General features: G+C 32.4%; 27 protein-coding genes. 17 read left to right on the forward strand and 10 right to left on the reverse strand.

Annotated elements, in window-relative coordinates; genetic code table 11:
- Positions 1-216: 216 nt before the first annotated feature.
- The 11 genes from WPG_RS15100 to WPG_RS15145 all read left to right on the forward strand — a co-directional run bounded on the left by WPG_RS15100 (position 217) and on the right by WPG_RS15145 (position 8,437).
- On the forward strand, positions 217-810 hold the full coding sequence (locus WPG_RS15100) for an ankyrin repeat domain-containing protein (RefSeq protein WP_045474192.1): 594 nt from the start codon (positions 217-219) through the stop codon (positions 808-810).
- A 12-nt stretch (positions 811-822) separates the two neighbouring features.
- Positions 823-1,908, forward strand: coding sequence for an acyltransferase family protein (locus WPG_RS15105; RefSeq protein WP_045474194.1), 1,086 nt, complete (start codon positions 823-825; stop codon positions 1,906-1,908).
- A gap of 45 nt (positions 1,909-1,953) precedes the next feature.
- On the forward strand, positions 1,954-2,661 hold the full coding sequence (locus WPG_RS15110; RefSeq protein WP_045474196.1) for a hypothetical protein: 708 nt from the start codon (positions 1,954-1,956) through the stop codon (positions 2,659-2,661).
- A gap of 23 nt (positions 2,662-2,684) precedes the next feature.
- Positions 2,685-3,152, forward strand: a complete 468-nt coding sequence (locus tag WPG_RS15115; RefSeq protein WP_231850203.1) for a thioredoxin family protein — start codon at positions 2,685-2,687, stop codon at positions 3,150-3,152.
- Positions 3,153-3,222: 70 nt separating this feature from the next.
- Positions 3,223-3,840: a hypothetical protein gene (locus WPG_RS15120; RefSeq protein ID WP_231850204.1), complete on the forward strand. Its 618-nt coding sequence runs from the start codon at positions 3,223-3,225 to the stop codon at positions 3,838-3,840.
- Positions 3,841-4,111: 271 nt separating this feature from the next.
- Entirely contained in the window at positions 4,112-5,074 is a 963-nt protein-coding gene (locus WPG_RS15125; RefSeq protein WP_045475658.1) for an NAD(P)-dependent alcohol dehydrogenase, read from the forward strand.
- A 29-nt stretch (positions 5,075-5,103) separates the two neighbouring features.
- Complete coding sequence (locus WPG_RS15130) at positions 5,104-5,961, forward strand: alpha/beta hydrolase (protein WP_045474200.1); 858 nt, start codon at positions 5,104-5,106, stop codon at positions 5,959-5,961.
- Between the two features lie 89 nt (positions 5,962-6,050).
- Positions 6,051-7,127 carry a serine hydrolase domain-containing protein gene (locus WPG_RS15135; RefSeq protein ID WP_052471298.1) on the forward strand — a complete coding sequence of 359 codons (1,077 nt, stop codon included), beginning with the start codon at positions 6,051-6,053 and terminating at the stop codon, positions 7,125-7,127.
- Between the two features lie 19 nt (positions 7,128-7,146).
- Positions 7,147-7,428 carry a hypothetical protein gene (locus tag WPG_RS18695; protein ID WP_231850205.1) on the forward strand — a complete coding sequence of 94 codons (282 nt, stop codon included), beginning with the start codon at positions 7,147-7,149 and terminating at the stop codon, positions 7,426-7,428.
- Positions 7,429-7,454: 26 nt separating this feature from the next.
- Positions 7,455-7,835: a DUF6624 domain-containing protein gene (locus tag WPG_RS18700; protein ID WP_231850206.1), complete on the forward strand. Its 381-nt coding sequence runs from the start codon at positions 7,455-7,457 to the stop codon at positions 7,833-7,835.
- Positions 7,836-8,080: 245 nt separating this feature from the next.
- On the forward strand, positions 8,081-8,437 hold the full coding sequence (locus WPG_RS15145; protein ID WP_045474202.1) for a DoxX family protein: 357 nt from the start codon (positions 8,081-8,083) through the stop codon (positions 8,435-8,437).
- 3 nt (positions 8,438-8,440) lie between these two features.
- Here WPG_RS15145 and WPG_RS15150 read toward each other — a convergent pair whose 3' ends face one another.
- From WPG_RS15150 to WPG_RS15160, 5 genes are all read right to left on the reverse strand, one after another.
- Complete coding sequence (locus WPG_RS15150; RefSeq protein WP_045474204.1) at positions 8,441-8,803, reverse strand: DoxX family protein; 363 nt, start codon at positions 8,801-8,803, stop codon at positions 8,441-8,443.
- Positions 8,804-8,889: 86 nt separating this feature from the next.
- Positions 8,890-9,015 (reverse strand): hypothetical protein, encoded by a 126-nt coding sequence (locus WPG_RS18790; RefSeq protein ID WP_262507854.1) that lies wholly within the window; start codon positions 9,013-9,015, stop codon positions 8,890-8,892.
- Positions 9,012-9,182, reverse strand: coding sequence for a hypothetical protein (locus WPG_RS18265; RefSeq protein ID WP_171817194.1), 171 nt, complete (start codon positions 9,180-9,182; stop codon positions 9,012-9,014). Before WPG_RS18265 ends, WPG_RS18790 begins: the two co-directional genes overlap by 4 nt.
- A 53-nt stretch (positions 9,183-9,235) precedes the next feature.
- Positions 9,236-9,622 (reverse strand): DUF2237 family protein, encoded by a 387-nt coding sequence (locus tag WPG_RS15155; RefSeq protein ID WP_045474207.1) that lies wholly within the window; start codon positions 9,620-9,622, stop codon positions 9,236-9,238.
- Positions 9,612-9,839, reverse strand: a complete 228-nt coding sequence (locus tag WPG_RS15160) for a hypothetical protein (RefSeq protein ID WP_045475665.1) — start codon at positions 9,837-9,839, stop codon at positions 9,612-9,614. Before WPG_RS15160 ends, WPG_RS15155 begins: the two co-directional genes overlap by 11 nt.
- A gap of 742 nt (positions 9,840-10,581) precedes the next feature.
- Here WPG_RS15160 and WPG_RS15165 point away from each other — a divergent pair.
- The 4 genes from WPG_RS15165 to WPG_RS15180 are packed head-to-tail and all read left to right on the forward strand — an operon-like array spanning position 10,582 to position 19,338.
- On the forward strand, positions 10,582-13,872 hold the full coding sequence (locus WPG_RS15165) for a glycosyl hydrolase (RefSeq protein WP_045474209.1): 3,291 nt from the start codon (positions 10,582-10,584) through the stop codon (positions 13,870-13,872).
- Positions 13,873-13,880: 8 nt separating this feature from the next.
- Positions 13,881-16,712, forward strand: coding sequence for a prolyl oligopeptidase family serine peptidase (locus WPG_RS15170; RefSeq protein ID WP_045474211.1), 2,832 nt, complete (start codon positions 13,881-13,883; stop codon positions 16,710-16,712).
- Between the two features lie 33 nt (positions 16,713-16,745).
- A complete protein-coding gene (ggt, locus tag WPG_RS15175) occupies positions 16,746-18,443 on the forward strand; it encodes a gamma-glutamyltransferase (RefSeq protein WP_045475668.1) in 1,698 nt (565 codons plus the stop codon).
- Between the two features lie 28 nt (positions 18,444-18,471).
- Positions 18,472-19,338, forward strand: coding sequence for a dienelactone hydrolase family protein (locus WPG_RS15180; protein WP_084221605.1), 867 nt, complete (start codon positions 18,472-18,474; stop codon positions 19,336-19,338).
- 268 nt (positions 19,339-19,606) lie between these two features.
- On the opposite strand, the gene WPG_RS15185 is transcribed toward WPG_RS15180, so the two are convergent.
- From WPG_RS15185 to WPG_RS15200, 4 genes are all read right to left on the reverse strand, one after another.
- Entirely contained in the window at positions 19,607-20,533 is a 927-nt protein-coding gene (locus tag WPG_RS15185; RefSeq protein WP_052471299.1) for a LamG-like jellyroll fold domain-containing protein, read from the reverse strand.
- 549 nt (positions 20,534-21,082) lie between these two features.
- Positions 21,083-21,592: a hypothetical protein gene (locus tag WPG_RS15190; RefSeq protein ID WP_045474213.1), complete on the reverse strand. Its 510-nt coding sequence runs from the start codon at positions 21,590-21,592 to the stop codon at positions 21,083-21,085.
- A 128-nt stretch (positions 21,593-21,720) separates the two neighbouring features.
- The gene (locus tag WPG_RS15195) at positions 21,721-22,365 is read right to left on the reverse strand and encodes a response regulator (protein ID WP_045474215.1); all 645 of its coding nucleotides are present in this window, start codon (positions 22,363-22,365) and stop codon (positions 21,721-21,723) included.
- Complete coding sequence (locus tag WPG_RS15200; protein ID WP_144374493.1) at positions 22,355-24,229, reverse strand: sensor histidine kinase; 1,875 nt, start codon at positions 24,227-24,229, stop codon at positions 22,355-22,357. The genes WPG_RS15195 and WPG_RS15200 overlap by 11 nt, the downstream gene beginning before the upstream one ends.
- 848 nt (positions 24,230-25,077) lie before the next feature.
- Between WPG_RS15200 and WPG_RS18095 the strand changes: the two genes are divergently transcribed.
- Positions 25,078-25,242: a Lacal_2735 family protein gene (locus WPG_RS18095; protein WP_045474219.1), complete on the forward strand. Its 165-nt coding sequence runs from the start codon at positions 25,078-25,080 to the stop codon at positions 25,240-25,242.
- A gap of 48 nt (positions 25,243-25,290) precedes the next feature.
- The gene (locus tag WPG_RS15210) at positions 25,291-25,644 is read left to right on the forward strand and encodes a DoxX family protein (RefSeq protein ID WP_045474221.1); all 354 of its coding nucleotides are present in this window, start codon (positions 25,291-25,293) and stop codon (positions 25,642-25,644) included.
- A gap of 5 nt (positions 25,645-25,649) precedes the next feature.
- Here WPG_RS15210 and WPG_RS15215 read toward each other — a convergent pair whose 3' ends face one another.
- On the reverse strand, positions 25,650-26,012 hold the full coding sequence (locus tag WPG_RS15215) for a DoxX family protein (RefSeq protein WP_045474223.1): 363 nt from the start codon (positions 26,010-26,012) through the stop codon (positions 25,650-25,652).
- Positions 26,013-26,083: the final 71 nt, after the last annotated feature.

Raw genomic sequence — 26,083 nt, forward strand, 5'->3', positions numbered from 1 at the left:
TGTAGAACTTTATATTTAAATATTTTACTTCTTTAAGTTTGAAATTATTTGGCAACAAAACGTGACTTGCGTCATAATTTATACTTCTGCATCATAATTTTCAACACCTCATCAAACTTGATGCAATAGGCTTTATGCGCATTATCAGTCAACTAGCTTAGTATCGCATCTTTGTAGAAACAAAAATCAAGTTATTAATCATTAAAAAATTAAATCATGAAAACACTTAAAATTACATCAATCAGAACAACCATTCAGATGTTATTCTTAACACTTTTATTAATGAGTTCATGCGCACAATCTAACAAAGAAACGAGTTCAAATGATTCGACCAAAGCAACAAAAACAGTAAACAAACCAAGTATAGATATTCATGGTGCTGTATTAACCGGAAATTTGGGTGCTGTTAAGCAGCATATTGAAGCTGGGACTGATATTAATCAAAAAGAAGCCATGTCTGGATCTACACCTTTAATGTCAGCAGCCACTTTTAATAAACCTGAAATCGCTAAAGCGCTTATCAATGCCAATGCAGATTTGTCTGTAAAAAACAATGATGGTGGTACAGTTTTACACACCGCAGCATTCTTTGGACGTATCGAAGTTGTACAGTTACTAATTGATGCAAAAGCAGATAAAACCGTTCGTAATCATTATGGAGCTACAGCCAGAGAAACAGCGATGGTAGATTTTGCTCAAATGAAACCTATCTATGAAATGCTAATTCAGCAATTACAACCAATGGGCTTTACATTAGACCTTAATGAATTACAAAAAGCACGTCCTGTTGTAGCAATGATGCTACAATAAACAAATAATAAGATGACAAAAGAAAGAAGATACGATATTGATTGGTTAAGAGTCATTGCTATAGGTTTATTACTGATTTATCATATAGCTATTATTTTTCAACCTTGGGCCATGTTTATAGGTTTTATAAGATGTGATGACGCTTTAGTAGGCCTTTGGAAACCAATGACGATGCTAAATGTTTGGCGCATACCTTTACTCTTTTTTGTATCGGGAATGGGCTTATATTTTGCAATGAAAAAAAGAAATTGGAAGCACTTATTAATAGAGCGCTCAAAACGAATTCTATTACCATTTGTATTCGGAATTTTGGCTATCACACCTTTACATTTTTTTGTTTTTCAGAACTACTATAACATGCCGTTAAGTTATTTTCCACACATGGGACATCTATGGTTTTTAGGAAATATTTTTGTCTATGTAGTGTTGTTGTCACCTGTTTTTTTCTATCTAAAGAATAATGAAAATGGGAAATTTAAGAAAGCCATTTCAAAAGTGATGAGCTATGCTTTTGGTCCACTAATCATATCTGGTTTTTTTATGTTGGAAATAGGTTTAGTAAAACCACAACTATTTGAACTTTACGCTCAAACCTGGCATGGATTTTTTATAGGCTTTCTGGCGTTCTTTTTTGGTTTTCTTTTTGTGTATAGCGGTAAAGCATTCTGGCAAACCGTTTCAAAGTGGAAATGGTTATATATCGGTTTAGCGACTGTATTATTTGCTGTTCGATTCACAGGATATGAATCCATATCAAATATGTATATCACAACCCTAGAATCTAATGCTTGGATATTGGGTTTATTCGGAATAGGATATAGCTACCTTAATAAACCAAGTGCCATATTAAGCTATTTGAGTGCAGCTGTTTATCCTGTTTATATTATTCACATGTTTGTGTTATATGTAGGTGCATTACTGATTTTACCTTTAGACCTTCATCCTAGGCTCAAGTTTATCGGAATTACAGCATTTACGTTTATAGTCTGTTTTCTTATTTATGAATTCATCTTAAAAAGAATTGTAATCCTTAGACCTTTATTTGGGTTGAAATGGAAATTTAAAAGCGTAACGAAGAAAAAATTAAAGCGTATTTAGAGTAAAATGCAACACGTTGTTTTCAATTTGATAAACCGTTAAATCATGATAAAATTATTTAGAAAAAATAGAATAAGAATGATTACCAAAAATAAAATTGGAGCCTATTTTGCTTATGCAACTGGAGAAATAATTCTGGTGATTGTCGGAATCCTTATTGCCTTGGCGATTAATGACCGTTCAAATACAGAAAAGAAATTAGAGCTGCGCAATTCATATATAACTCAGCTACATGATGAAGCAGATCGAAACCTTAAAAAGTTAACCCTTCTAGATAAAGAGGCAGCTCAAATGCTCAAAGAGTTAGATACCGTATTCAAAATTCTATTGTATAAAGATTATGATAACCAAAGATTATCGACAAAATCATTCTATTTAATTATGTCTAAAAAGTTTTATCCAGTTATGATAACCTATGAAAATTTAAAATTTTCAGGTGATTTAAAATTATTTGACGATTTAAATTTACGTAATGCTATCTCTGAAACCTACGAAACCTTTAACCCAATAGAAAAACTTGAAACTTCAGAACAACAGACCATTGAGGCCTATTATGAAATTTTTTTGATGCGTAACGTAAAATTTAGGAATATGGGCATTTCTTCAGAGACTTACGAAAAAGACATCTATTTTGAAAATATGGTATTAACGAGAATGACTACGCTTGCACAAAATCGAGAAACATACAGTAGTGCAATTGAATCATTAGAAAGCCTAAAAAACACTTATGATGTATTGCAAAATAAAAATTAAACAATCTAAAAACTATGAACATCATGAAACAAAATAAACCAAAAAAGAAAAGACATCCGTTTTGGAGTTTTTTCTGGCTAACATTTCTTGTCGTTTCTCTTTGGTTCGCATGGTACTCTTTTTATGTGCCTTCAAATGCTATTACTTGGACTAATAATTTTGAATCTGCTCAAAAACTTGCCATCAAAGCTGATAAAAACATCATGATATTCTTTACTGCTGATTGGTGCTCACCATGTCGAATTATGAAGCGTGAAGTTTTTGCTGATAATGAGGTTAAGAAAGCAATGGATTCTAAAATTGTATCACTAGAAATTGATATTGATATTATAAATAATCAAGAACTCGTAAAGCAATATAATATTGGTGCGACACCAACAACAATTTTTATTAATCCTCAAGGAGATGTAATTGATTATGCTGTGGGAAAAGTGGAAAAATCAAAATTCCTTGAAATGCTTGAAAGGCAAAAAGGACTTTCAGAGAAATAAAAAACAGAAATAATAAACATTTAATATAGAATAGTAAACATCAATTTAAACAATCAAAAAACAAACAATTATGAAATCAATTAAAATGAAAACAATCAAAAAACAAATTTTATTAAGAATGGCTTGTGTAGCCTTTGCATTAGTATCTAGTATAACAAATGCACAAAATACAAATCCAGAAATAACAACAGTCAGAGATGGTTTCATCTTCGAATTTGTAGCTGGTGGAGGTATTATCAGTTTAGAAGATAGTGCAGGTATTCAAACTTTTGATAAATCTCAAGGAACCTTCGTCTTTCCAGATTTAAAGTTTGGTTACATGTTAAATAAAAGACTTGCCATTACTGCTTCTTTACCAGGAAATATCTATGAATTTCAGGATAACGACAGGCATTTTGGTGGGTTCATTCCTTCTGTACAATATTGGGTAAAAGATCGATGGTGGATTCATGGAGGTATTGGATTAGCAATAGATTCGCCAGCACTTTATGACATTAAAGACGATGTAAATGATTATTGGAACTTTGGTTGCGCTGTTATGGCAAGTACAGGTTATGAGATTTACAAAAAGAAAAACTTTGCGCTTAATGTTCAGTCTAAATTAGTTCTTGGTCGTGCGTTTTTAGATGGAGATGCGCATAGAGATGCAGTAATCTTTAATATAGGATTAGGATTTAGCTGGTTATAAGCTTTAATGTGATTAATGAACAAAGAACTAAAGCAATATGGAATTTATTCTATGAACTTGTTTATTTCTAGAACTTAATTGTTCAGGTAAAAACAAAAGAGCAATTACCTGTCCACGCAGAAGGACTAAACGTAATTACACTAAATAAATGAGATTTGGAAAATAGAATAAGAACCTATTAGATGAAGAGATTCAATAATAGGTTCTAATTTCCAAATTCGAAATTTTAAACTCTAGACTATTCTCAACTTTGATATAAATAATGACACTTATGAAAACAGCAATTTATAGATCCTATGGCTCACCAGAAGTAATTCAGATCGTTGATAGTGAGAAGCCTTCACCAAAGTCCAATGAAGTTTTAGTGCAAATTAAAGCCTCGTCTGTAACTCGAGCAGATACAATGATGCGAGCAGGAAAACCCAAATTCGGCAGGTTGTTTCTTGGTCTTTTCAAACCAAAGAATACGTCCTTAGGTACCGGTTTTTCAGGAGTTATTGATTCGGCTGGTTCAGAAGTAAATGAATTCCAAATAGGAGATGAAATTTTTGGAGAAAAACTATTTAGTAATGGTACTAATGCAGAATTTCTTTGTATTCCAGAAGACTCAATAATTGCTCTTAAACCTAACAATATATCACATCAAGAGGCTGCGCCTATTAGTGATGGTTTTCTAACCTCTTACAGTTTTTTAAAGGATATTGCTCGCTTACAAAACGGACAACACATACTTGTAAATGGTGCTTCAGGGAGTTTAGGAACTGCTGCTGTTCAAATTGCAAAACTTATGGGTGCTACTATCACGGGTGTTTGTAGCTTTAAGAATATTGATTTGGTCAAATCCTTAGGAGCCGATTTTGTTATCGACTATAAAAAGGAGGACTTTACAAAAAACTCCAATATATACGATTTTATTTACGATTCGGTGGGAAAAACCAATTATAGTAAGTCCAAAAATGCTTTAAAACCTTGTGGAGTATTTATGACACCTGTTTTAAGCTTAAATGTCTTGTGGTATTCAATTATTAACCAAAAAAGAGTGAAATTTTCTGCAACTGGTCTCAGAAAAACAAAAGAATTAAAAAGTTCGCTTAATGAACTAACTGAAAACTTTAAACAAAAAAAAATGAAAACAATTATTGATAAAACATATCATTTAGATAGTATTATCAGTGCTCATACATATCTTGAAACAGACCGTAAAGTAGGTAACATCGTTATCATAAATCAATAAGGATTCATCAATCAAAAATAGAACAGTGTATGTTTTTTAAATCAAAAGAAGGAAAGGAAAAGATATTAAAGCTTTATAATCAAAAGCTTAACCAACTCAATATAGAATATTACGAAAAACTATTAGAAACAAAGTTCGGTGCTACTAATATTATAATTACTGGAGAAACAAAACAGCCACCATTATTACTTATTCATGGTACAGGAGGTTGTGCACCATTAATTTTAGAATCATTCCCAGATTTATCATCTAAATACTGTGTTTATGCCATTGATGTACTTGCTCAACCTAACAAGAGCGGAGAACAAAGGTTAGATATGAAATCTCTTGATTATGGTGAGTGGTTGTTGGAAGTCGTCATAAAATTAAGATTAAAGGACGTCACTTTAGTTGGGTTTTCCTTTGGCGGATTAATTAGTTTAAAGGCGCTCGAATTTAGTGAAATACCTATAAAGGAAGTCTTCTTAATAGCACCTGTTTATATTGTAAACGGTAACCCAATCCTAGGGCTAATGAAGATGTTTCTACCTTTAAAAAAATTCATCAAAACCAATAATCAAAACTATATTAAAAAAGTAATGAATGTACTTTTTACTGAATATGATAATTTTGCTTTACAATTTATGAGTAATACTTTTAAGTATTGCAATATGGATTTTTCACCTTTACCTGTAATCTCAAAAAGAAATGCTCAAAATATAGAAACTCCAATTACAATTTTCGCAGTACAAAAAGATATCATGTTTCCTGGTAGAAGAATGATTAAAAGAGCACGGTCAATATTTCCATCATTAAAGGAAGCGGTTTTATTAAAACAATCGAAACATGTGCCTAATTTAAAAAATTTCAAAATAATTGAAAGTACAATCATAAATGTAATAAGATGACTATAAAAAAACTTGCTTAAGTTAACTGTAGTTATTAAAGATATGTCACGAATAGTCATTTCATATAACCTCCAAAACATTTCAAAATAATGACAAGGATTTTAACCTTACTTACGTCAATTTCATCCCTTTTATATAGCTGTTCAGGTGAGGCACAAATTTATCCAGATAAAGACTGGACAACTAACCAAGACCCTTCGGAAACAGGCTGGGAAGATTGGGAGCGTTCTAATTTTAACCGATATATAATTGATAGTACTAATATTACTGGATTGGTTATTATTCATAAAGGGGAAATTGTACTAGAGTATGGAGATCTAGAGGAAAATAGCTACATAGCATCTTGTAGAAAAAGTGTATTAGCAATGCTCTACGGTAAATATGTGGAAAATGGTCAGATTGATTTAGATAAAACACTCGAGGAATTGAAAATAGAAGACCATTCACCCATACTCGAGATTGAAAAAACTGCAACTATTAAAGATATAATATATGCACGATCAGGCGTTTTTTTACCTGGATCTAATGGAGGTGATTTTAGACGGCTAGCACCCGAAAGAGGGTCAGTAAATCCAGGTGATTATTGGCTATATAGTAACTGGGATTTTAATTTAGCTGGTCATATTTTCGAACAAGAAACGAATCAAGATATCTATGATGATATAGAACAACAATTAGTTAACCCACTGCAAATGCAAGATTGGGATAAATCTCTACAACTAAAAAATGGGAATCTAGATGTCTCAAAATTTCCAGCATACCACATGTGGTTTTCTACAAGAGATATGGCTCGTATAGGATTGTTAATGCTAAGAAATGGAAAATGGAAGGAAGAACAAGTAATACCAGAAGATTGGATAGAAGAAATGACTACTCAAAGAACAACATATAAAGAAGCTCAGAAAAACGCGCCTATTCTAAAAGAAGATGGACTCGATCTTGGCTATGGTTATATGTGGTGGTTAATAGAAAATACTGAAGACTATAGGTTTAAAAACGCCTACTCAGCACAAGGCGCTTTAGGGCAAAATATAACGGTTTATCCTGAAATAGATGTGGTTTTAGCATTTAAGACAAAGAGCGACTATAGGAGACGAAACTCCATTCAAACACAAATGGAAGTCATAAAAAAAGCTGTTGAAATGTATGCACCTGAAGACAACTAATTAAGCCAATTCTGATATAATGAAAATAACACAATTAATCGTTATTCTGTTTTTAACTCTAATTACCGCTTGTGCACAAGAGAGAGAAAATAAAGAAAGTGCTGCACAAAAGGAGAATTTGCCTGTAGAGAAAAATTTAATTGCAGTTTTAGACACTATTTGGCAAACTGAACAAACACCGATACACCTAAGAGATTCATTAATGAGAATCTACGGAGCAGAATCCAACGAATACAAAGAACAGCAATTGATCTATGAAAAGAATCACATCATTAACGAAAAAAAGTCAAGAATATACTAGATAATTATGGTTGGCCAACCCAAAAAATGAGTGGAGAACGAGGAAATTGGACCATTTGCAATGTACTACAACATGCAGATCAAGAAACAAGAGAACATTATATTCCTTTAATGAAGCAAGCTGTGTTAGACAAAAAATTAGAGCCAAGATATTTGGTGCGGGCTGAAGACAGGATTGCTACTGATAAGGGTAAGCTACAGATCTATGGAGGACAAATGAAATACTATCCAGAAACAAAAAGCTTTAATGTATGGCCAGACTTTAACCCTGAGAATATAGACAAAAGACGAGCCGAAATTGGGCTTGAACCAATTGCAGAATTTCTAAAAAATAGATTTGACTTTGATTGGAATCTCAATGAGCAAATACAACGAACAAAAGCATTTAAAACTAAACAGAATAAATAAATTCAGATAATTAGTTATACAATAAAGCAATCACTAACTCATTAATTTAAAATAATAAATACGTTAGTAAATTATGATTGACTAATCTGTCTCATAATGCATTTGCCCTATGTAAACATGGCTTTATTCACAACAACCTATTTAATAAAATATAAACAACATAAGTAAAGGGCAGAGCAGTGGGTTAAAATTTGTGTGAAATGGAATAATAATTACAAAGTACTTTTGTTTATCTTTGCTTTTAAATGAATATTTTAAACATAGCATTACTCTTTTCTAGTGTTGCCTTTTTATTCTATGGTGCTAATTGTTTATTATCAAAGAAAATGAAGGATGAGTTTGTTAGATTTGGTTTAGAAAAGCAAAGAATACTAACAGGATATTTGCAACTATTTGGCGCTTTGGGATTAATATTCGGTTATTTGTTTTTTCCTCTCTTGATATTCATTGCCTCAGTAGGATTAGCGATTCTTATGTTTTTAGGATTTGCAGTGAGGTTAAAAATAAAAGATAGTCTTTTGGAATCATTACCATCCCTAATATTTGGCCTAATCAATCTTTTTATATGTGTAAGTTTTTATTATAAATTTAATTTGTCTTAAGCTTCAAACAAAGGCAATTAATAAACATAATATTAAAAATAAACTTGCTGGAAAAGATTTAAATAGCGGATCTTTTATTTTAAAATGCATAGCTATAGACCCTAATAAAAAAGCTGATAATCCTAATGCTATTGGTTGTTTTAATATTGGAAACCAAATGGCAGCGATTAATAAAATAGCCAATGTTACTTTAAAAAAACCGACTATATTAAACATAGACTTTGATAATCCATACTCCTGAAACTCTTCCAAAATAGTTTTAGCATTTCCGCCACGCCATCTTGTAGCAGCTCTATTTTGTATAAGCCATACATTTAAAATACTTACACCTACAATAACTTGAAAGGCAATAATTAAATAATTCATATTTTGGATTAATTTTTAGTAAACAATTAAATAACACATATATGAAAATAGAATAAAGTCTTATCTATAGTTCATTATAATTTAACTCACTTTTTGATGTCTGGATAATTTTCCTCTTTTGACTTTTTAGCAGAATAGAAAATATTCCATATTGTGAAAGCTATATAAATTGCAAATATTACACCACCAATAAAAAAGAATGCTAAATTCATGTTGTTCGTCTTTGTCTAATTACTAATGCAAATAATAATATTGTTCCAGGCCAATGTGCAGAATATTGTGCTTCTTCAGTTCTTCCCATTATTCCTAGTACAACCGAATACATTAAACATATAAAGGCTAGAATAACTGGATACCATTTCAAGATAAATTTTTTCATTATTGTATGATTATTTTTTGATATTATATTCGTGTTTTTTCTATTTACTTAAGTTAAATTACTAATTCATATTTTTGCAATAATCCTAAAGTAGTGTAATCTAATGCTTTTTTGTGTGTGGCCTCAAGATCTACAAAGGGTGCTTTTCCAGCATGCTCAGCTTCTAGCCATCTGGAGATGCACAAACACCACTTAGAGCCCACTTTTAAACCAGGAAATTGCCAGTGTGGTATTGGTGTGGAAAGATTGTTTCCACGAGATTTCGTATAGTCCAGAAAATCTTTGGTCACAATGGCACATACTACGTGTGTACCAGAATCCTCTTGAATTGTTCTGCAAAACCCATCTCTAAAATATCCTGTGGCTGGATTGACACAACAGGGTTTCAAAAGTGTTCCAAGAACATTAAATTCATTTTCTTTATTAATATTATAATACATAATCTGGTCTTCCCATTAACCTAATCTCAATTCCTTTTTTCTTGTAAGTTAATCGTTTCATCACATCCATTAAGGCTGTATCATTTGTCTTTTTATATATCTCATTGATTGCTAATACAAGTCGTTTAGCTTCTCTCGATGCTACAACTCTGTCGCTTGTTGACATATGGCCCATTTTTGCATTTTCAAAAATCATTGCTTCTTGTAATATATCCATTGTTTTAATTTTTGTTTCAACTTTTATAAATATAGTTAAACAAAAACATATTTGGTGAGTATAATTTAACATTTAGTAAATTTTTAACAGACATAATTTGATTGATAATTATGTATTAGTTGTCTGTCATAAAGATGATTAGAGGTTAATACTCAGATAATGTATTGGTAAACTGACCTCCTGATATTTTGGCAAAACCATAGGTGAGTAGAGTGTAAAATTTTAGAATAAACGATTGCAATTATCCTATTGATGCATATAATTGGATATAATACTTTACTAAAAGCTTGCTTCAATTCATATTTAGCTAATAATTATAAACTGTACATTTTCTAAACGCTAAACAATCTAAAGTATAGCGTAAAGAGCTGTAATTGTTTCCAAAATTATATTCAGTCTTGTTTTATTTGTTTCTTCTTACAACAAGAAAAAAAGATATTATTTATAATTGGTCAGTTATAAAGTTTAAACTCTATTTTACATACTATTTTGGAAATTGATTGAGTATCAATTTTATAAAAACAAAGTTTTTATAATTCCAAAAAAACACACTAAGGATTTTAAAATAAGATATTTTATAAAAGTTTTAGTAATTAATTATTTTAAAAAGAGGTACTTTTAAATGCGCCAATTTTCATTTAAATAAATTTAAATCTATTTTAAAAGTACTTTGATGATAATCGGTTATTATCATGCCAACTAATTTAAATGCAACAACTAACTAACCATCTGATTTTATATTATGAAAAAACTCTCAATTCTATGTTTGGGGCTACTATTTAGTTTCAGTTCAGTATGTGATGCCCAAAAAAAATCAATCAAAGAAAATGAAGAAAAGACACCCTTAGAGAACTTGAATATATCGGGTCTTAAATGGCGTAATGTAGGTCCTGCATTGACTTCAGGTCGTATATCAGACTTTGCCTTTAACCCTAATAATCCTTTCGAATATTATGTGGCAGCATCATCTGGTGGTGTTTGGAAAACTGTTAATTCAGGAGTCACCTATGAACCCATTTTTGATTCACAAGGGTCTTATTCTATTGGTTGTGTTACCATAGATCCAAGTAATCATAATGTGATTTGGGTTGGAACTGGCGAAAATAATAATCAACGTTCTGTAGCTTATGGCGATGGTATTTACAAATCTGAAGATGGTGGTAATTCTTGGAAGCATATGGGACTAAAAACCTCTGAGCATATCGGGAAAATTATAGTGCATCCTAATAACTCAGATGTGGTTTATGTAGCTGCTATAGGACCATTATGGAACAAAGGTGGTGATCGAGGATTGTATAAAACTGAAGATGGTGGTAAAACTTGGAGTTCAATTATAGACGTAGATGAGCACACAGGCGTGAATGATATCGTTATGGATCCAAGAAATCCAGAGGTGCTATATGCTTCTTCATTACAAAGACGACGCCATGTCTATACATATGTAGGTGGAGGGCCAGGTTCTGCGATGCACAAAAGTGTAGATGGTGGTAAAACTTGGACAAAAATTAATAAGGGTTTACCAAGCGAAGAATTAGGTCGTATAGGTTTGGCCATCTCGCCTGCAAATCCAGAGATTATATATGCCATCGTTGAGGCTGCTAACGGAAAAGGTGGATTTTTTGCCTCAACGAATAGAGGATCAAGCTGGGAAAAGCGAAGTTCACATGTCACCAGTGGCAATTATTATCAAGAAATTATTGCTGATCCAGTCGATGCGAATACAGTTTATTCTATGGATACTTGGATGTCAGTAACACATGATGGTGGAAAAAGTTTTAAAAATGTAGGTGAAGACACTAAGCACGTTGATAATCATTGTATGTGGATCAACCCTCAAAATAATAAGCATTTTGTAGTAGGATGTGATGGTGGAATTTATGAAACATTTGATGCTGCTAAAACTTGGGATTTTAAAAAGAATTTACCTGTCACACAATTTTACAAAGTAGCAGTAGATAATGACTCACCATTTTACAATATTTATGGTGGTACCCAAGACAACTTTAGTTTAGGAGGTCCTTCGAGAGTATTAACTAATCATGGCATACGAAATTCAGAATGGTTTATTACTAATGGCGGTGATGGTTTTGAATCACAGATAGATCCAAATAATCCAAATATTGTTTACGCCCAATCACAATACGGTGGTCTGGTTCGTTTTGACAAGAAAAGTGGTGAAACTGTTGGGATCAAGCCTAAGGCTAGAAAAGATGAGGATGCATATCGTTTTAATTGGGATGCGCCTTTAGTAGTGAGTAGACATGTTCCAGGACGTTTGTATTTCTCTGCTGAAAAAGTATTCAGGTCTGACGATTATGGTAATAGTTGGGAGGTGATTAGTGATGATCTTTCGCAACAAATTGATAGAAACAGTTTAAAGGTCTATGATCGTATTGTTAGCATTAATGCCGTTATGAAGAATGGCTCGACCTCACTTTATGGAAGTATTGTAGCTTTTTCTGAGTCACCAATAAATATGAACCTTTTGGCTGCTGGTACTGATGATGGACTTATTCATATTTCTGAAGATGGTGGACAAACATGGAAAAAGATTTCAAATATTCCAGGATCCCCAAACCAGTCGTATATCAATAGTGTATATTTATCAAAGCATGACGAAAATGTTGTTTATGCGGCATTTAACCATCATAAATATGGAGACTTTAAACCTTATGTTTTTAAATCCTCTGATAAAGGATCCACTTGGAAAGCCATACAATCTAACTTACCAGAACGTGGTAGTGTTTATGCAATAGAAGAAGATCATGTTGATAAGAACCTCATATTTACAGGTACTGAATTTGGTGTATTCTTTTCACCGAATCAAGGCACTAATTGGAAGCAGCTAAAAAACGGATTACCAACCATTGCTGTCAGAGATATTGCTATTCAAGAACGTGAAAATGATTTGGTACTTGGGACTTTTGGACGTGGATTTTATGTTATGGATGATTATTCAGTATTACGGACCGTTGAAAACACAGAGCCAAAAGACGAATCGAAAATTTATGATGTAAGAACTGCCTTAATGTGGGAGCAGAGTAGCCCATTAGGATTGCCAGGTAAATCCTTTCAAGGAGATAATTTTTATACAGCTGCTAATCTTGGACCTGAAGCGATTATTACCTATTACTATAATTCAGATTATAAATCCATAAAGGATGAGCGCCAAAAGAAAGAAAAGGAACTAATAAAATCTAGTAAAGACACTCCTTACCCTAGCTATGAAGCCCTTAAAGCGGAAGAAGAAGATAGTAAACCCGAATTAGTATTTACCATTAAAGATGCTAATGGAAAAGTCGTAAATAAGGAGTTTAAATCAGCGAAAAAAGGAATCCAACGTTTTAACTGGAATCTGAGATATACACCTCAAAATCCAATTAATTTAAATAAACCTTCATTCTATAACCCTTTTGCAGGAAATGATGAAGGCACGCTGGTAGCTCCAGGAAATTATACGGTTGAAATGAGTTTGTTAAAGAAGGGTCAGTTACAACCATTAACAGATCCAGTAAGTTTTGAAGTTAAGGCGCTTAATAATGTTGAACTTCCAGCAGAAAATCGTATTGAAAAAGTCGCATTTCAAAAAGCAATATCTCAAATACAAGCTGAGTTTGGTATTGCTCAAAATCTAATGTCTGAATCGAGAAACAAGCTTAAATATATGAAAGAGGCTGTTAAACGTGCAGAGCAACCATTAGGTAATTTAGCTTCGACTTTAAAATCGATAGAAGATCAATTAGATGATATACAATTGGCCATGTATGGCGATCCTGTGAAGCGTCGCTTAGATATAGACCAACCACCATCACCAGCAAACCGTTTAGGGTCTATAGGTTGGGAACAGAAGTATTCTACTGCAACGCCAACGCAAACACATCGCGATAGCTATGCTATAGCTAAAGAACAAGTTAAAGCAATTAAGTCTCAAATGGAAAACATATTTAATAACAGTTTAAAAGCTTTAGAACAACAATTAATTAATGCTGGAGCACCTTATACACCAGGACGAGGCTATAACCATAAAAACTAAACTTACCTATGAGAATCTTAATTATACTTGGCTTTTTATGCCTGACTACTGTTTTAAATGCTCAGAAAAAAGTATTAGAACATGAGGATAAAGACTTATGGAATCGCATACGAAATGTCAATATATCTAATTCTGGTGATCATGTCTTATATGCTTTAGAAAAAGGTGAGAAAGAGCAAACTATTCAACTTTTAAATGACAAAGGAAATCAAATCATGTCTTATGAGCGTAGCAAAGGTGGACAATTTTCTTTTGATTCAAAGTATGCTGTATTTGCTGTAAATGCTTGGAAAGATAGCATTAGAGAAATGAAAAGACGAAAGGTAAAAAAGAAAGATTTACCTAAAGATACTTTAATGATTTATGATATCAATAGTAAGTCATTAAAAAAGATTTCCAATGTAAAATCGTATCGACTTCCAGAAAAATGGTCTGGAGTTGTAGCTTACATGCTTGAAGCTCCAATACCAACAAAGAAGGACACTTCAAAAGTTAAAAAAGATACTACTAAAACCAAGACACCAGATTCTTTAAAGGTGAAAAAGAAAAAACCAAAAAAAGTATCAAAGGACAATGGCTTTCATTTAGTAATTAGAGATTTAAATACTGGTACAGAAGACACACTAAAGTATGTTCTCAAATATGCTATGGCGAAAGAAGGGCGCCACATTGTTTATGCGACATCTGGTGCTATCGATAGTTTAGGTGGTGGAGTATTTCATTACGATATAGACAAAAAGAAGAGAAAATTGCTAATGTCTAGTCATTACAAAACTAAGTACCCACAATTAGGTATTTCAGGGACAGGTCAACGTATCGGATTTGTAATAGATACTGATTCTACTAAAAGTTTAATAAAGAAACCTAAGTTATATTCCTGGAAACTAGGTGATGATTCGGCAAAATTAACTGTGAATTCTGAGGATAATACTTCTAAAATGTTGGTTTCTAGTGATCGTCCTTTACAGTTTTCAAAGAATGAAAGTCGTTTATATTTTGGCCTAAGAATGGCACCAATTGTTCAAGACACCACGCTCCTCGATGAGGAAATAGTTAACGTTGAAGTCTGGACTTATGATGAACCTCGATTATACACAGTTCAAGAATTGGATGTTAAAGATGATAAAAAAAAATCATACATGACTTTATATGATTTTAATTCAGATAAAATGATTCCAATTGGAGATATTGATTATGACTTTGTACGTTATGGAGATGAAGGTAATGGCGATTATGCAGTCATAGGTAATTTTACTCCTTACCAACTTCAAAGTCAATGGACAGCACAGTTGCCAAGTGATTTGCAACGTGTAGATTTAAAAACAGGTGAACGTGTGAAATTAGGAACTAAAGTAAATGGTAAACCTGCCTTAAGTCCAAAGGGCAATTACGTTTACGGTTACAATAGAAAGGATAGTACGTGGTTCACTTATAATCTCAAGACTTTAAAATATAAGACCTTAACGAAAGGACGTCAATTTTATAATGAATTACATGATTATCCAGATGATCCATATGCATACGGTTCTGCAGGATGGACGGAAGAAGATGATAAATTATTGATTTACGATCGTTACGATATTTGGGCTTTTGATCCCGATTCTGGTGAATCAAAGAATTTAACCAATGGTCGATCAAGTAAAATGCGTTATCGTTATTTGAGATTATACAATGAAGAACGCTCTATTTCCAATTCAAAAGCTTGGTTATTAGGCACTTTCAATGAAGATAATAAGTACGGAGGTTTTGCTAGTTATAGTCCCAAAAAAGAAGCATTAAAAGGATTAGTTAAAGGCCCATATAGTTATGGTCGTCCTTGGTTAGCACAAAAGGATAAAAAAGAACGTTTACTATTTACTCGTCAGTCTTTTACGGATTATCCAAATCTATGGTCTTCTAACTTAGACTTTAAATCACCAAAACAAATCACAGATGCGAATCCACAACAAAAAGATTATAATTGGGGAACAGCTGAAATGGTAGAATGGGTATCGCTGGATGGTAAATCACTAAAAGGAATGCTTATAAAACCTGAAAACTTCGATCCTAATAAGAAGTACCCAATGATCGTCAACTTCTATGAGAAGAGTTCTGATGGCTTATACCGTCATCGTTCACCGACTTATGGACGTAGCACTATTAATTATCCATTTTATGCTAGCCGAGGCTATTTGATTTTTAATCCAGATGTATATTATCGGGACGGATATCCTGGTGAAAGTGCTTTTAATTGTGTCATTCCTGGAGTAACAGCTCTAATTGATAAAGGTTTTGTTGATAAAGATAATATTGGTGTACAAGGGCATAGTTGGGGAGGTTATCAAATTGCCTATCTCGTTACTAAAACCGATATTTTTAAAGCCGCAGAATCTGGAGCTCCAGTAGCAAACATGATTAGCGCCTATGGTGGTATACGTTGGTGGACAGGTTTAAGTCGTCAATTTCAATACGAGCATACACAAAGTCGTATTGGTGGTACACCTTGGGAATATCCGCAACGTTATATTGAAAACTCGCCAATTTTTAATATCGATAAGATTAATACACCACTATTAATTATGCACAATGATGCAGATGGCCATGTGCCATGGTACCAAGGAATTGAGTTCTTTGTAAGTTTAAGACGTTTAGGAAAACCTTCATGGTTTTTGAATTACAATGATGAACCTCACTGGCCGTTAAAATGGCAAAATCGAATAGATTTTAATATTAGAATGTCACAGTTCTTTGATCATTATCTCAAAGGGGCACCAAAACCCGTATGGATGGATCGTGGTGTTCCAGCTCTTGAAAAAGGTATTAATCAAGGGTATGATTATGTAGAAGGTGATAAGGACTAATGTTTTAAATAAATTGCAATGAATTATAATGGTATGAAAAAGATAGTCACTAGCGTTTGCTTAATATTTGTAGCAACACTTACTATGATGGCTCAAGATCGTATTACGGGAGAAGCCTTTTCGACACGCTCAGAAGTATTGGGACAAAATGGGATGGTGGCAACAAGTCATCCTATAGCCTCTCAAATTGGCTTAGATGTTCTTAAAAACGGTGGAAATGCCATCGATGCAGCCATCGCAGCAAATGCAGCCTTAGGATTGATGGAGCCTACGGGTTGTGGAATAGGAGGTGATTTGTTTGCTATTGTTTGGGATGCAAAAACTCAAAAATTGTATGGCTTAAATGCAAGTGGTCGTTCACCAAAGGCACTCTCTTTAGATTATTTTGAAAATAAAGGTATGACCAAAATCCCTTCTTTGGGGCCGTTACCAGTTAGTGTGCCAGGTGCCGTTGACGGATGGTTTGAGTTGCACAAAAAATTCGGGTCAAAACCAATGTCTGATATTCTTGCGCCTGCCATAAATTATGCAGAGAAAGGATTTCCATTAACCGAATTGATTGCTTGGTATATGCAACGAAGTGTGCCTTATTATCAATCACAAGGCTATCCAAATATTGAAGATACTTACATTATACAAAATGGAGGTCAGCTTCCTAAAGAAGGAGAAATATACAAAAACCCGTATTTAGCAAATACCTATAGAAAAATTGCAAAAGGTGGTCGAGATGCTTTTTATAACGGACATATAGCCAAAACTATAGCCAATTTTATAAAAGAACAAGGTGGATTTTTGTCTACAAAAGATTTGGCGTCGCATAAATCAGAATGGGTAGAACCTGTTTCCATAAATTATCGTGGATATGATGTTTGGGAGTTACCACCAAATGGACAGGGTATAGCGGCTTTACAAATGTTACAAATTTTGAAAGGCTATGATTTCTCAAATATTGAATTTGGAAGTACTGAACACTTACATTTATTTACTGAAGCTAAGAAATTGGCATTTGAAGATCGCGCAAAATATTATGCCGATATGGATTTCTTCGACGTTCCTCTAGAACAATTATTATCAGATGGCTATGCAGATAATAGAAGAGAGAAAATAGGTAAGCGTGCTGGTCGATATTCTGCTGGTGAAATTTCAGATGGTGATACGATTTATATGACTGTGGCTGATAAAGAAGGCAATATGATCTCGTTGATTCAAAGTAATTATCGAGGTATGGGTTCTGCTATGGTGCCACCAAAATTAGGTTTTATGTTGCAAGATAGAGGGGAGTTGTTTAGTCTAAAGCGTGGTCAAGCCAATACTTATGAACCCGGTAAACGTCCTTTTCATACAATCATACCAGCTTTCATAACTAAAGATGAGAAACCGTTTGTAAGTTTTGGAGTAATGGGAGGTGATTTTCAACCTATGGGTCATACACAGATAGTAATGAATCTAATCGACTTTGGTATGAATTTACAAGAAGCTGGTGATGCACCACGATGGGATCATACTGGTGGAGCAAGTCCATTGGGACAAACAACAACTAATACGGGTACAATACGTACAGAATCTGGTATTAGCTATGAAACCATTAGAGGTCTTATGGACAAAGGACACAACATAGGTACTGCGAGAGGTGTTTATGGCGGCTATCAAGCTATACTATGGGATGCTATAAATAAAGTATACCATGGTGCATCTGAGAGCCGTAAAGATGGACAAGCGGCAGGATACTAAAACAACTAACTTTCAAAAAATATAAACAATGAAATCATTTTTAAAAATCATTATCAAACGATTCGCCTTTATTATTGCACTATTAACATTTGTATTTAGTGTGTCTTGTAAAGAAAGCACTAAAATCGAAGCTGAAGTGCAATCAGAATCAGAAGTCGTTGCTGTTAAAGTAAAAGGTGTCGAAGTTACTTATGCAACAGATTCAACTAACCTAAAAGGGTATATAGCTTACGATGAGAATTCCAAAGTTAAACGCCCTGCCGTATTGATAGTACATGAATGGTGGGGACACAATGACTATGTTCGAGAGCGTGCAGATATGCTTGCTAATCTAGGATATACTGCAATGGCAGTAGATATGTATGGCGATGGTAAGCAAGCCAATCATCCTGATGATGCAGGTAAGTTTGCGATGAGTGTTTTTTCTAATTTGCCAGAGGCCAAGGCACGTTTTAATGCGGCTGTTAGTTTGCTTAAGGAACACGAATCTGTTGATGCTGACAAACTTGCAGCAATTGGGTATTGTTTTGGTGGTAGTGTGGTATTAACAATGGCTAATAGTGGCGCGGATTTAGATGCTGTGGCTGCTTTTCATAGTGGTGTTACGCTTCCAGTAATGCCAAATGAGAATCTTAAAGCACAAGTATTGGTATGTAATGGAGCTGCTGACCCGTTTGTAAATGTAGAGTCAATTACCGTATTTAAAAAGGCTATGGATTCTATTGGTGCTAAATATGAGTATATTTCATATCCAGATGTTAAACACAGTTTTACCTCTAAAACCGCTGATGAAAATGCTAAAAAGTTTAATTTACCATTAGCCTATGACGCAGATGCGGATCAAAAATCTTGGAGTAGTCTTGAGCAATTACTCAAATCTGCTTTTAGCGAGTAACTTTAATGCCTAATTCAGTTTTTAGATGCTCTGCATTAATATTCTTGAGCAGTTCTATTAAATTAGGGTAACAGAATTCGGGTAGTCTTAATTCATCAACAGAATCTACTTTCGTCCAATTTTGAAAAATGATACGATTATCTACAGCTAACTAAAGAATGGATCTTATCAGCTTTTATTAAGTAATAACTAGCAGGGGCAAATAAGAAGAAGCTTGGGAAGGCAACTTATGAAATTGGAATTGATGAACTTATATACCTACCTCTTGTCATTTCGTTGGTTCCAAAATAGTATTTACACCATTTTCTAGGGCATAGAGTGTCTCGATTTCTTCCTCTGTTAGATTTCTATTAAAAATCGACAACTCGTCCATAAGACCTATATAACCTAATCCTAAATAAATATTGGATTTAGACAAATCCCAAGTAAAAGGTGTATCAATATTTTTACGCGTTCCTTTATGCTCACCATTCATGTAGAGTACAGCCTGTCCATTATTCGTATTTAGATTAGAAAAATTAATCAAAATATGGGTCCATTGACCACTTTGAAAAGGTGGATTTTTGACACCAGTAAGGCGTTCATTAAATATAGGATTTTCATTATCTGGTCCATCAGGATTTGGATTCCAAACGTTTCGATCACCAATAACTCCTAATCTAAAATCACGAGAATTTTTTTTGGTGAAATCTACCCAAATTGCAGCATCATTAAAGCTTACATCTGTGATTTGGATAGGATCGCAATAACCGGGTTCTAAATCTGTTTCTGGATCCAAACTTAACCAAAATGAAATCGCTCCACTCCAGTCTGTAGTATTATAAACGATATTTTTTTTACTAGGATAATATATATTTCCTCGACTTCGTTCTGTAAATACAAGACCACTACCATATTTACCTTTACCACTTTGTCTACTTATGTCAGATTTGTGCAGTCCTGCTTTTGCAGAGTCAGTAGCTTTTCTATTAGGAGCCGTATACATTTTTGAATCACCTAAAGCAAAATCAGCATCCACCCCATCATCAAAAGAGGCATATAGAGTAAGTGCTTGTTTTAAATCTAAACGAGTTTGATCTATAGGATTTGAAGAGTCTTCTGTTTCTGTTTTTGTATTCTGCTTACAGGCACACAATGTAACTATAGAAACTAAAGCTAAAACTATTGATTTTCTTAATCTGTTAAAAGTGTACATATTTTGCTATTTAAAATAAATGATTTAAACAAAGTTATTAAAGTATTTGAGTTAACTAGAGCTTATTTCATAGATTCATTTCTTCTTGGTGGATTCATCTATATATTTTTAGAATGGAAACAGCTTTTTAAAATGAGAATTAAGCAATAAAGTATAGTCTTATTTAGTTCTGTACATTTTATATAACGTCAGATTATAGGACATTTTGCAATGTCCTATAATGTTCTTGCGTTATGTAACTTGAGCTTTGGTTAAAAGCGAAAGTTGTTACTACAGTTTCTTCAAAAAATTTATTCTAAAAAGTTTCTTCTGCAATGTTAATGAAACCGCATACGGTTCACGATTTCCTATTTGTTTAATAGAACAGGTACAAGTAAACACTCTTTTTACAAAACAGCGATAGGAGAGTAGTGGAATGTGTTTGGAATTGAATTGGATTTAAAGGTTTCTAATGAGATTCACATTTTTAAATGAAAAAGCCAACTAGCAATGAAGTTGGCTCTTTTATATTGTGTGAATCTTTAAAAATAAATAGTCTAAAAATATTTTTTAATTCGACACAACATAGGATTTGTTATTATTTTTTGTATTTGTTTTAAATTTTAACTGTTTAATTTTATTGTCCATTCTTAATTCAATTTGGTATAACTTGTAAGAGTTTTTTTTATGATGATATTTGATAGTTTGAATATTGCTAGACACATACCATTTTTTATTTTCTTTGAGTATCTGTTTCATTAATGATATAGGCAGTCTCATGTCTGTATATACTTCGTTAGAATTCAGGATTTTACCTTCTGAATCATATGTTGTTAAAATTTTACAATTGTATTTTTTAAAAATCACATCATACGTTGAACTTTTTTTAGAATTAAATCCATCTGCATTTGTGATATCATAATTTGCGACTATATTTTGAATCTTTTTTATATTTTTAGATTCAACGTCGGAAACCACCTCATTAAAATAGTTCATGTTTTTTGTTACATCAAATTCAATTTGAGCGATTAGTGTTAAATTAAAAGAGATAAGTAAAATGGAAGCGCATAGTGTTTTCATAATAGTATAGTTTTAAATTAGTCTGATGTAAAACTAAGAGTCATTAAGAAACTTTATACTAAGTACCAACATACATAAATTACGTATGGGTACGTATTTAGATATTAAAAGTACTTTAATTTAAAAACTTATAAAGAAAAGAATATTTCTTTGTTTTTAGTTATCCAGACTGATAAGGCGTCTGAATCAGAGGGCAAATCTAATTTTGCAATAATATTGGAACGGTGTTTTTGTACCGTTCGTATTGATATGGCTAAGAGGCCACTAATGTCTTTCGACGATTTTTCTTGAGCGATTAGACGAACGATTGTACGTTCAGAAGGAGAGAGGTATTTAATTTTTTCAAGTTCAGGATGAATTTCTGTTTTAAAAATCTCATCAAAAACTTTACTTGCATAAAATTCACCTTTCATTACAGCTTGTATACAATTCTTAATTTCTAAAAATGGTTCATCTTTAAGAAGATAACCTGATACACCCATGTTTCTCGCCTTTAAAATAACTTCTTTTTCTTTATATGAGGTTAAAATAATAAATCGGGTCAATGATCCTCTTGCTTTACATTTTTTAATAACTTCAAACCCTGTTAATAGGGGCATATTAATATCTAGTATAGCAATGGTTGGTTGTTTTGAATCTATAATCCCTAGAGCTTTGGCACCATTAGAAGCGCCTTCTAATACGTTGAATCCATATTCAGTCAATTCATGCATTAACCCTTTTAAAAGCATTGGGTGATCATCTGCAACAAGTATAGAAATATTATGATTCATTTTTTACAGGTATTGTTAAAATAAAATTAGTACCGAAATTTAGTTTACTATCAATAGAAAGTTGTCCTTCTAAGATTTTAATACGTTCAAAAATGGTTTTTAAACCTAAGGTATTTTGTTTCTTACTGTCTTCGACATTAAAACCTTTTCCATTATCAGCAATTAAGGTAATAATCGATTCTTTTTCTTTTTTAATAGTAACTGCTACCGATTTTGCTTTGGCGTGTTTTACAATATTTGTTAAACATTCTTGAATTAAACGATAAAAGTTTAAGCCAGCAGACTCTGTAAAATAGGCATCAATTGAATCTATATCCACGGTAAAAAATAATTTGGTCTGCTCGTCATATTCATCAACTAATTGTTTAATACTTCTAGATAATCCTAATTCTTTTAGCAATGCTGGGTACAAACCTCTAGAGATACTTCGCACCTCTTCAAGGGCATCATTAGTGAGGTTTGTTAACTCTATTTGATCTGTATTTTGAGACTTCCTTTTAATTAAAGTTAATTTTTGACCAACACTATCATGCAATTCTTTAGCAATTCTTGTGCGTTCCTTTTCTTGAGATTGCATAAGATCTTGGGCGAATTTTTCTTGTTGCTTTTTCTCCTTTTTTGCAGTATTTTTAGATTTAGAAATTGTAATTAATAAAAAGATCGACAATAGTCCTAAACCACCAAAAATTAGCCATTGCGTTTTAACGTTATTTTCAGCATCTAAAAGCGCTATGTTACTTTTTTGATTTTCAATAGTTAAACGTTGTTTTTCAGATTCGTATTTTATACGTAAATCATTTATTTTGTTTGTTTTATTAAGAGAGAAAATACTATCCTCCAATATTTGGTATTTTTTATAATTGGCTAGTGCACTTGGGTAGTTTTGTGCTTTTTCGTCTATCAAGTAAAGCACATAGTAGGCATATCGTTCTTGATGTAAGTCAAATCCTTTTGCTAAATCAATAGCTTTTAAGGCGTAAGTTTTTGCCTCAGCTAATTGATTCATATCTAAGTATGTCTCAGCAATATCATTACAAGTATGCGAAGAATCTTTATGTAAACCCAATTCAACTTGAACAGGTAATGACTTCTTTAAATATTCTAGAGAATTTTCATATTGATTTAAAAATCGATACGAAGAGCCAATATTTTGTAATAGTGAAGCGTACATTTCGGGTGATATTTTTGATGTTTTTGGAAGAATTACCTTGTATAGATCTATAGCTTTGTTAAAAAGACTATCATTTTGAAATTTCATGGCTTCTTTTTGGTAAGTAACAGCTACGCACTGTTCGTTCATTATCGTACGATAGTCATCTTTTAATTCAATGAACATAGCTAAGGAGCGTTCAAAACTTTCACGTGCTTTATAAAAATATCCAGTATTCAAATACAGTTTTCCAATTCTTTCAAGTGTTAAGGCTATACCAGGCTTGTAGTTTCTTTCTTCGTCAATTTTTAATGACTTAAAATAGTAGTTTAAGCCTATATCATATTCTGCGATTTTAAAATGATTGAAACCTAATTTATAATAACAGCGCGACACTTGCGCTGTGTCATCTAATGCTCTAAAGATAGTAAGTGCCTTTTTATATATACGAATACTCTCCTTATAAGGGCCTAATTTTTCATAGTATCGAGCCTGGTAAAAATAACCGCAGGCGATTTGGTTTTTATCTTTTAGTTTCTGGGCTTTTTCCAAACCAATATTCACCATAGCTAATGCTTCATCGTAATTTCGGTCCTGAAATAACCGTAATGCTGATTCATAGTCCTTATTATTGGTAGTATCGTATACGAAATTAGTCTGTGCATTTAAACAGAGACATGTACTAAAAACTAAAAGAATGAGATGTCTTATCAAAAGCTAACCTGATTTACAGATATCTATCAAAGATACTCAAATATAAAAAAAGAAATAAAAATATAATTAGCTGGATTCTAAATGCGTTTTTCGCAATTAAAAATCAAATATTTGATGGTACTCATATGTTTATACTTAAACTTTTATAAATAGAATGATAATAATAGACATCATAATTTCGCTAACTCATTATCTTTTTATAAATTAATTTATCAACTGGATAAATCAATATTATAAAATGTACAAATATCCATGTACGACAAAATTTTAATGATTACTAAAACGTAGCTTTTATGTGCGGCTGGCAAGCGGCTGGAAATGGTGTATAAAATAAATTACAATAGTAATTTGATTGTATCAAAACCATAAGCGTTTGACAGCGGACATTTTACATAACGTCAAATTATAGGATCTAATGTTCTGACTTTCCTAAATTGTAAAATATATTATGAGATAAAGTTTCATGACCCAAGTTACTGTTATTGTAATGAAAACGTATGTTTCTGGGTATTTTACATAATATCATTATAGCTGACTAATGGTATGTTCTTCTCAAATAACAAACAATAGCATTTGTCCTATAATGTACTTGCGTTATGTACAACATGGGCTTTGGTTAAAAGCGCATTTAAAATAATAGGTTTCTTTATTTTTTTATTCTTTAATGTTTCTCTGCTTAGTTAATGTAACACTCTTTTTAGTTTGGGTGGAGTAGTGGATAAAATGTGTGTGGAATGGAATAAATATTACTAAACACTTTTGTTTATCTTTAACTGTAAACAATTAAACATTTCGTATCTTTATATTCTAAAATTCAATAGAATAAAACCCCTAGAAATAATAAAAATATGTTCGGAATATTCAAAAAGAAATCAGAAAAAGAAAAATTGCAATCGCAATATGAAAAGCTTTTAAAAGAAGCATACAGCTTGTCTACAACCAATAGGAAAATGAGTGATCAAAAAACTTTTGAAGCTGAAGAAATTATGAAACAGCTTGAAAAATTGAATTAATATCATCTAGTCATTAGACAAAGCTTCCTATAATGCAAACTATAAAAAATGAATATTCTAAATATAGCATTACTATTATCAAGTAGCGCATTTCTGTTCTACGGTATTAATTGTTTACTGTCACAGAAAATGAAGGAAGAGTTTGCTAGATTTGGCTTGGGCAAACAAAGAATTCTAACAGGATATCTACAATTATTAGGTGCGTTTGGATTAATTTTCGGTTATTTCTTTTCACCTCTATTAATATTTGTTGCCTCGACAGGATTAACGCTTCTTATGCTTTCTGGATTTACAGTTAGAATAAAAATAAAAGATAGTATTTTAGAATCATTACCATCTTTAATTTTTACTCTTATAAACTTATATATATCTGTGAAGCATTATAATATAATTACTGAGTAATAATTTTAAACAAACGCAATAAGTAGGCACATTATCAAAAATAAAGCTGCTGGAAAAGATTTAAACAGAGGGTCTTTAATTTTAATATGCATAACTATCGAACCTACTAAAAGAGCCGCTAATCCTAAAGCTGCTGGTTGTTTTAATATTGGAAACCAAATAGCTACTATCAGTAATATAGCAAGTGTTACTTTAAAAAACCCTACAATATAACATAGAGACTTTGATAAACCATAGGCTTTAAACTCCTCTAAAATAGTAGTAGCATTACCTCCGCGCCACCTAGTAGAAGTTTTATTTTGTATAAGCCAAACATTTAATATACTTGCACCTACGATAATTTGAAAAGCAATAATTATAGTATTCATATCTCAAATGGATTAGTTATAACAAATTTAAGCAATCGAAGTAAAAATACTAATTTTGTCTACCTTTAAAT

Source organism: Winogradskyella sp. PG-2, from assembly GCF_000828715.1.
In the GTDB taxonomy this organism is placed as follows: Bacteria; Bacteroidota; Bacteroidia; order Flavobacteriales; family Flavobacteriaceae; genus Winogradskyella.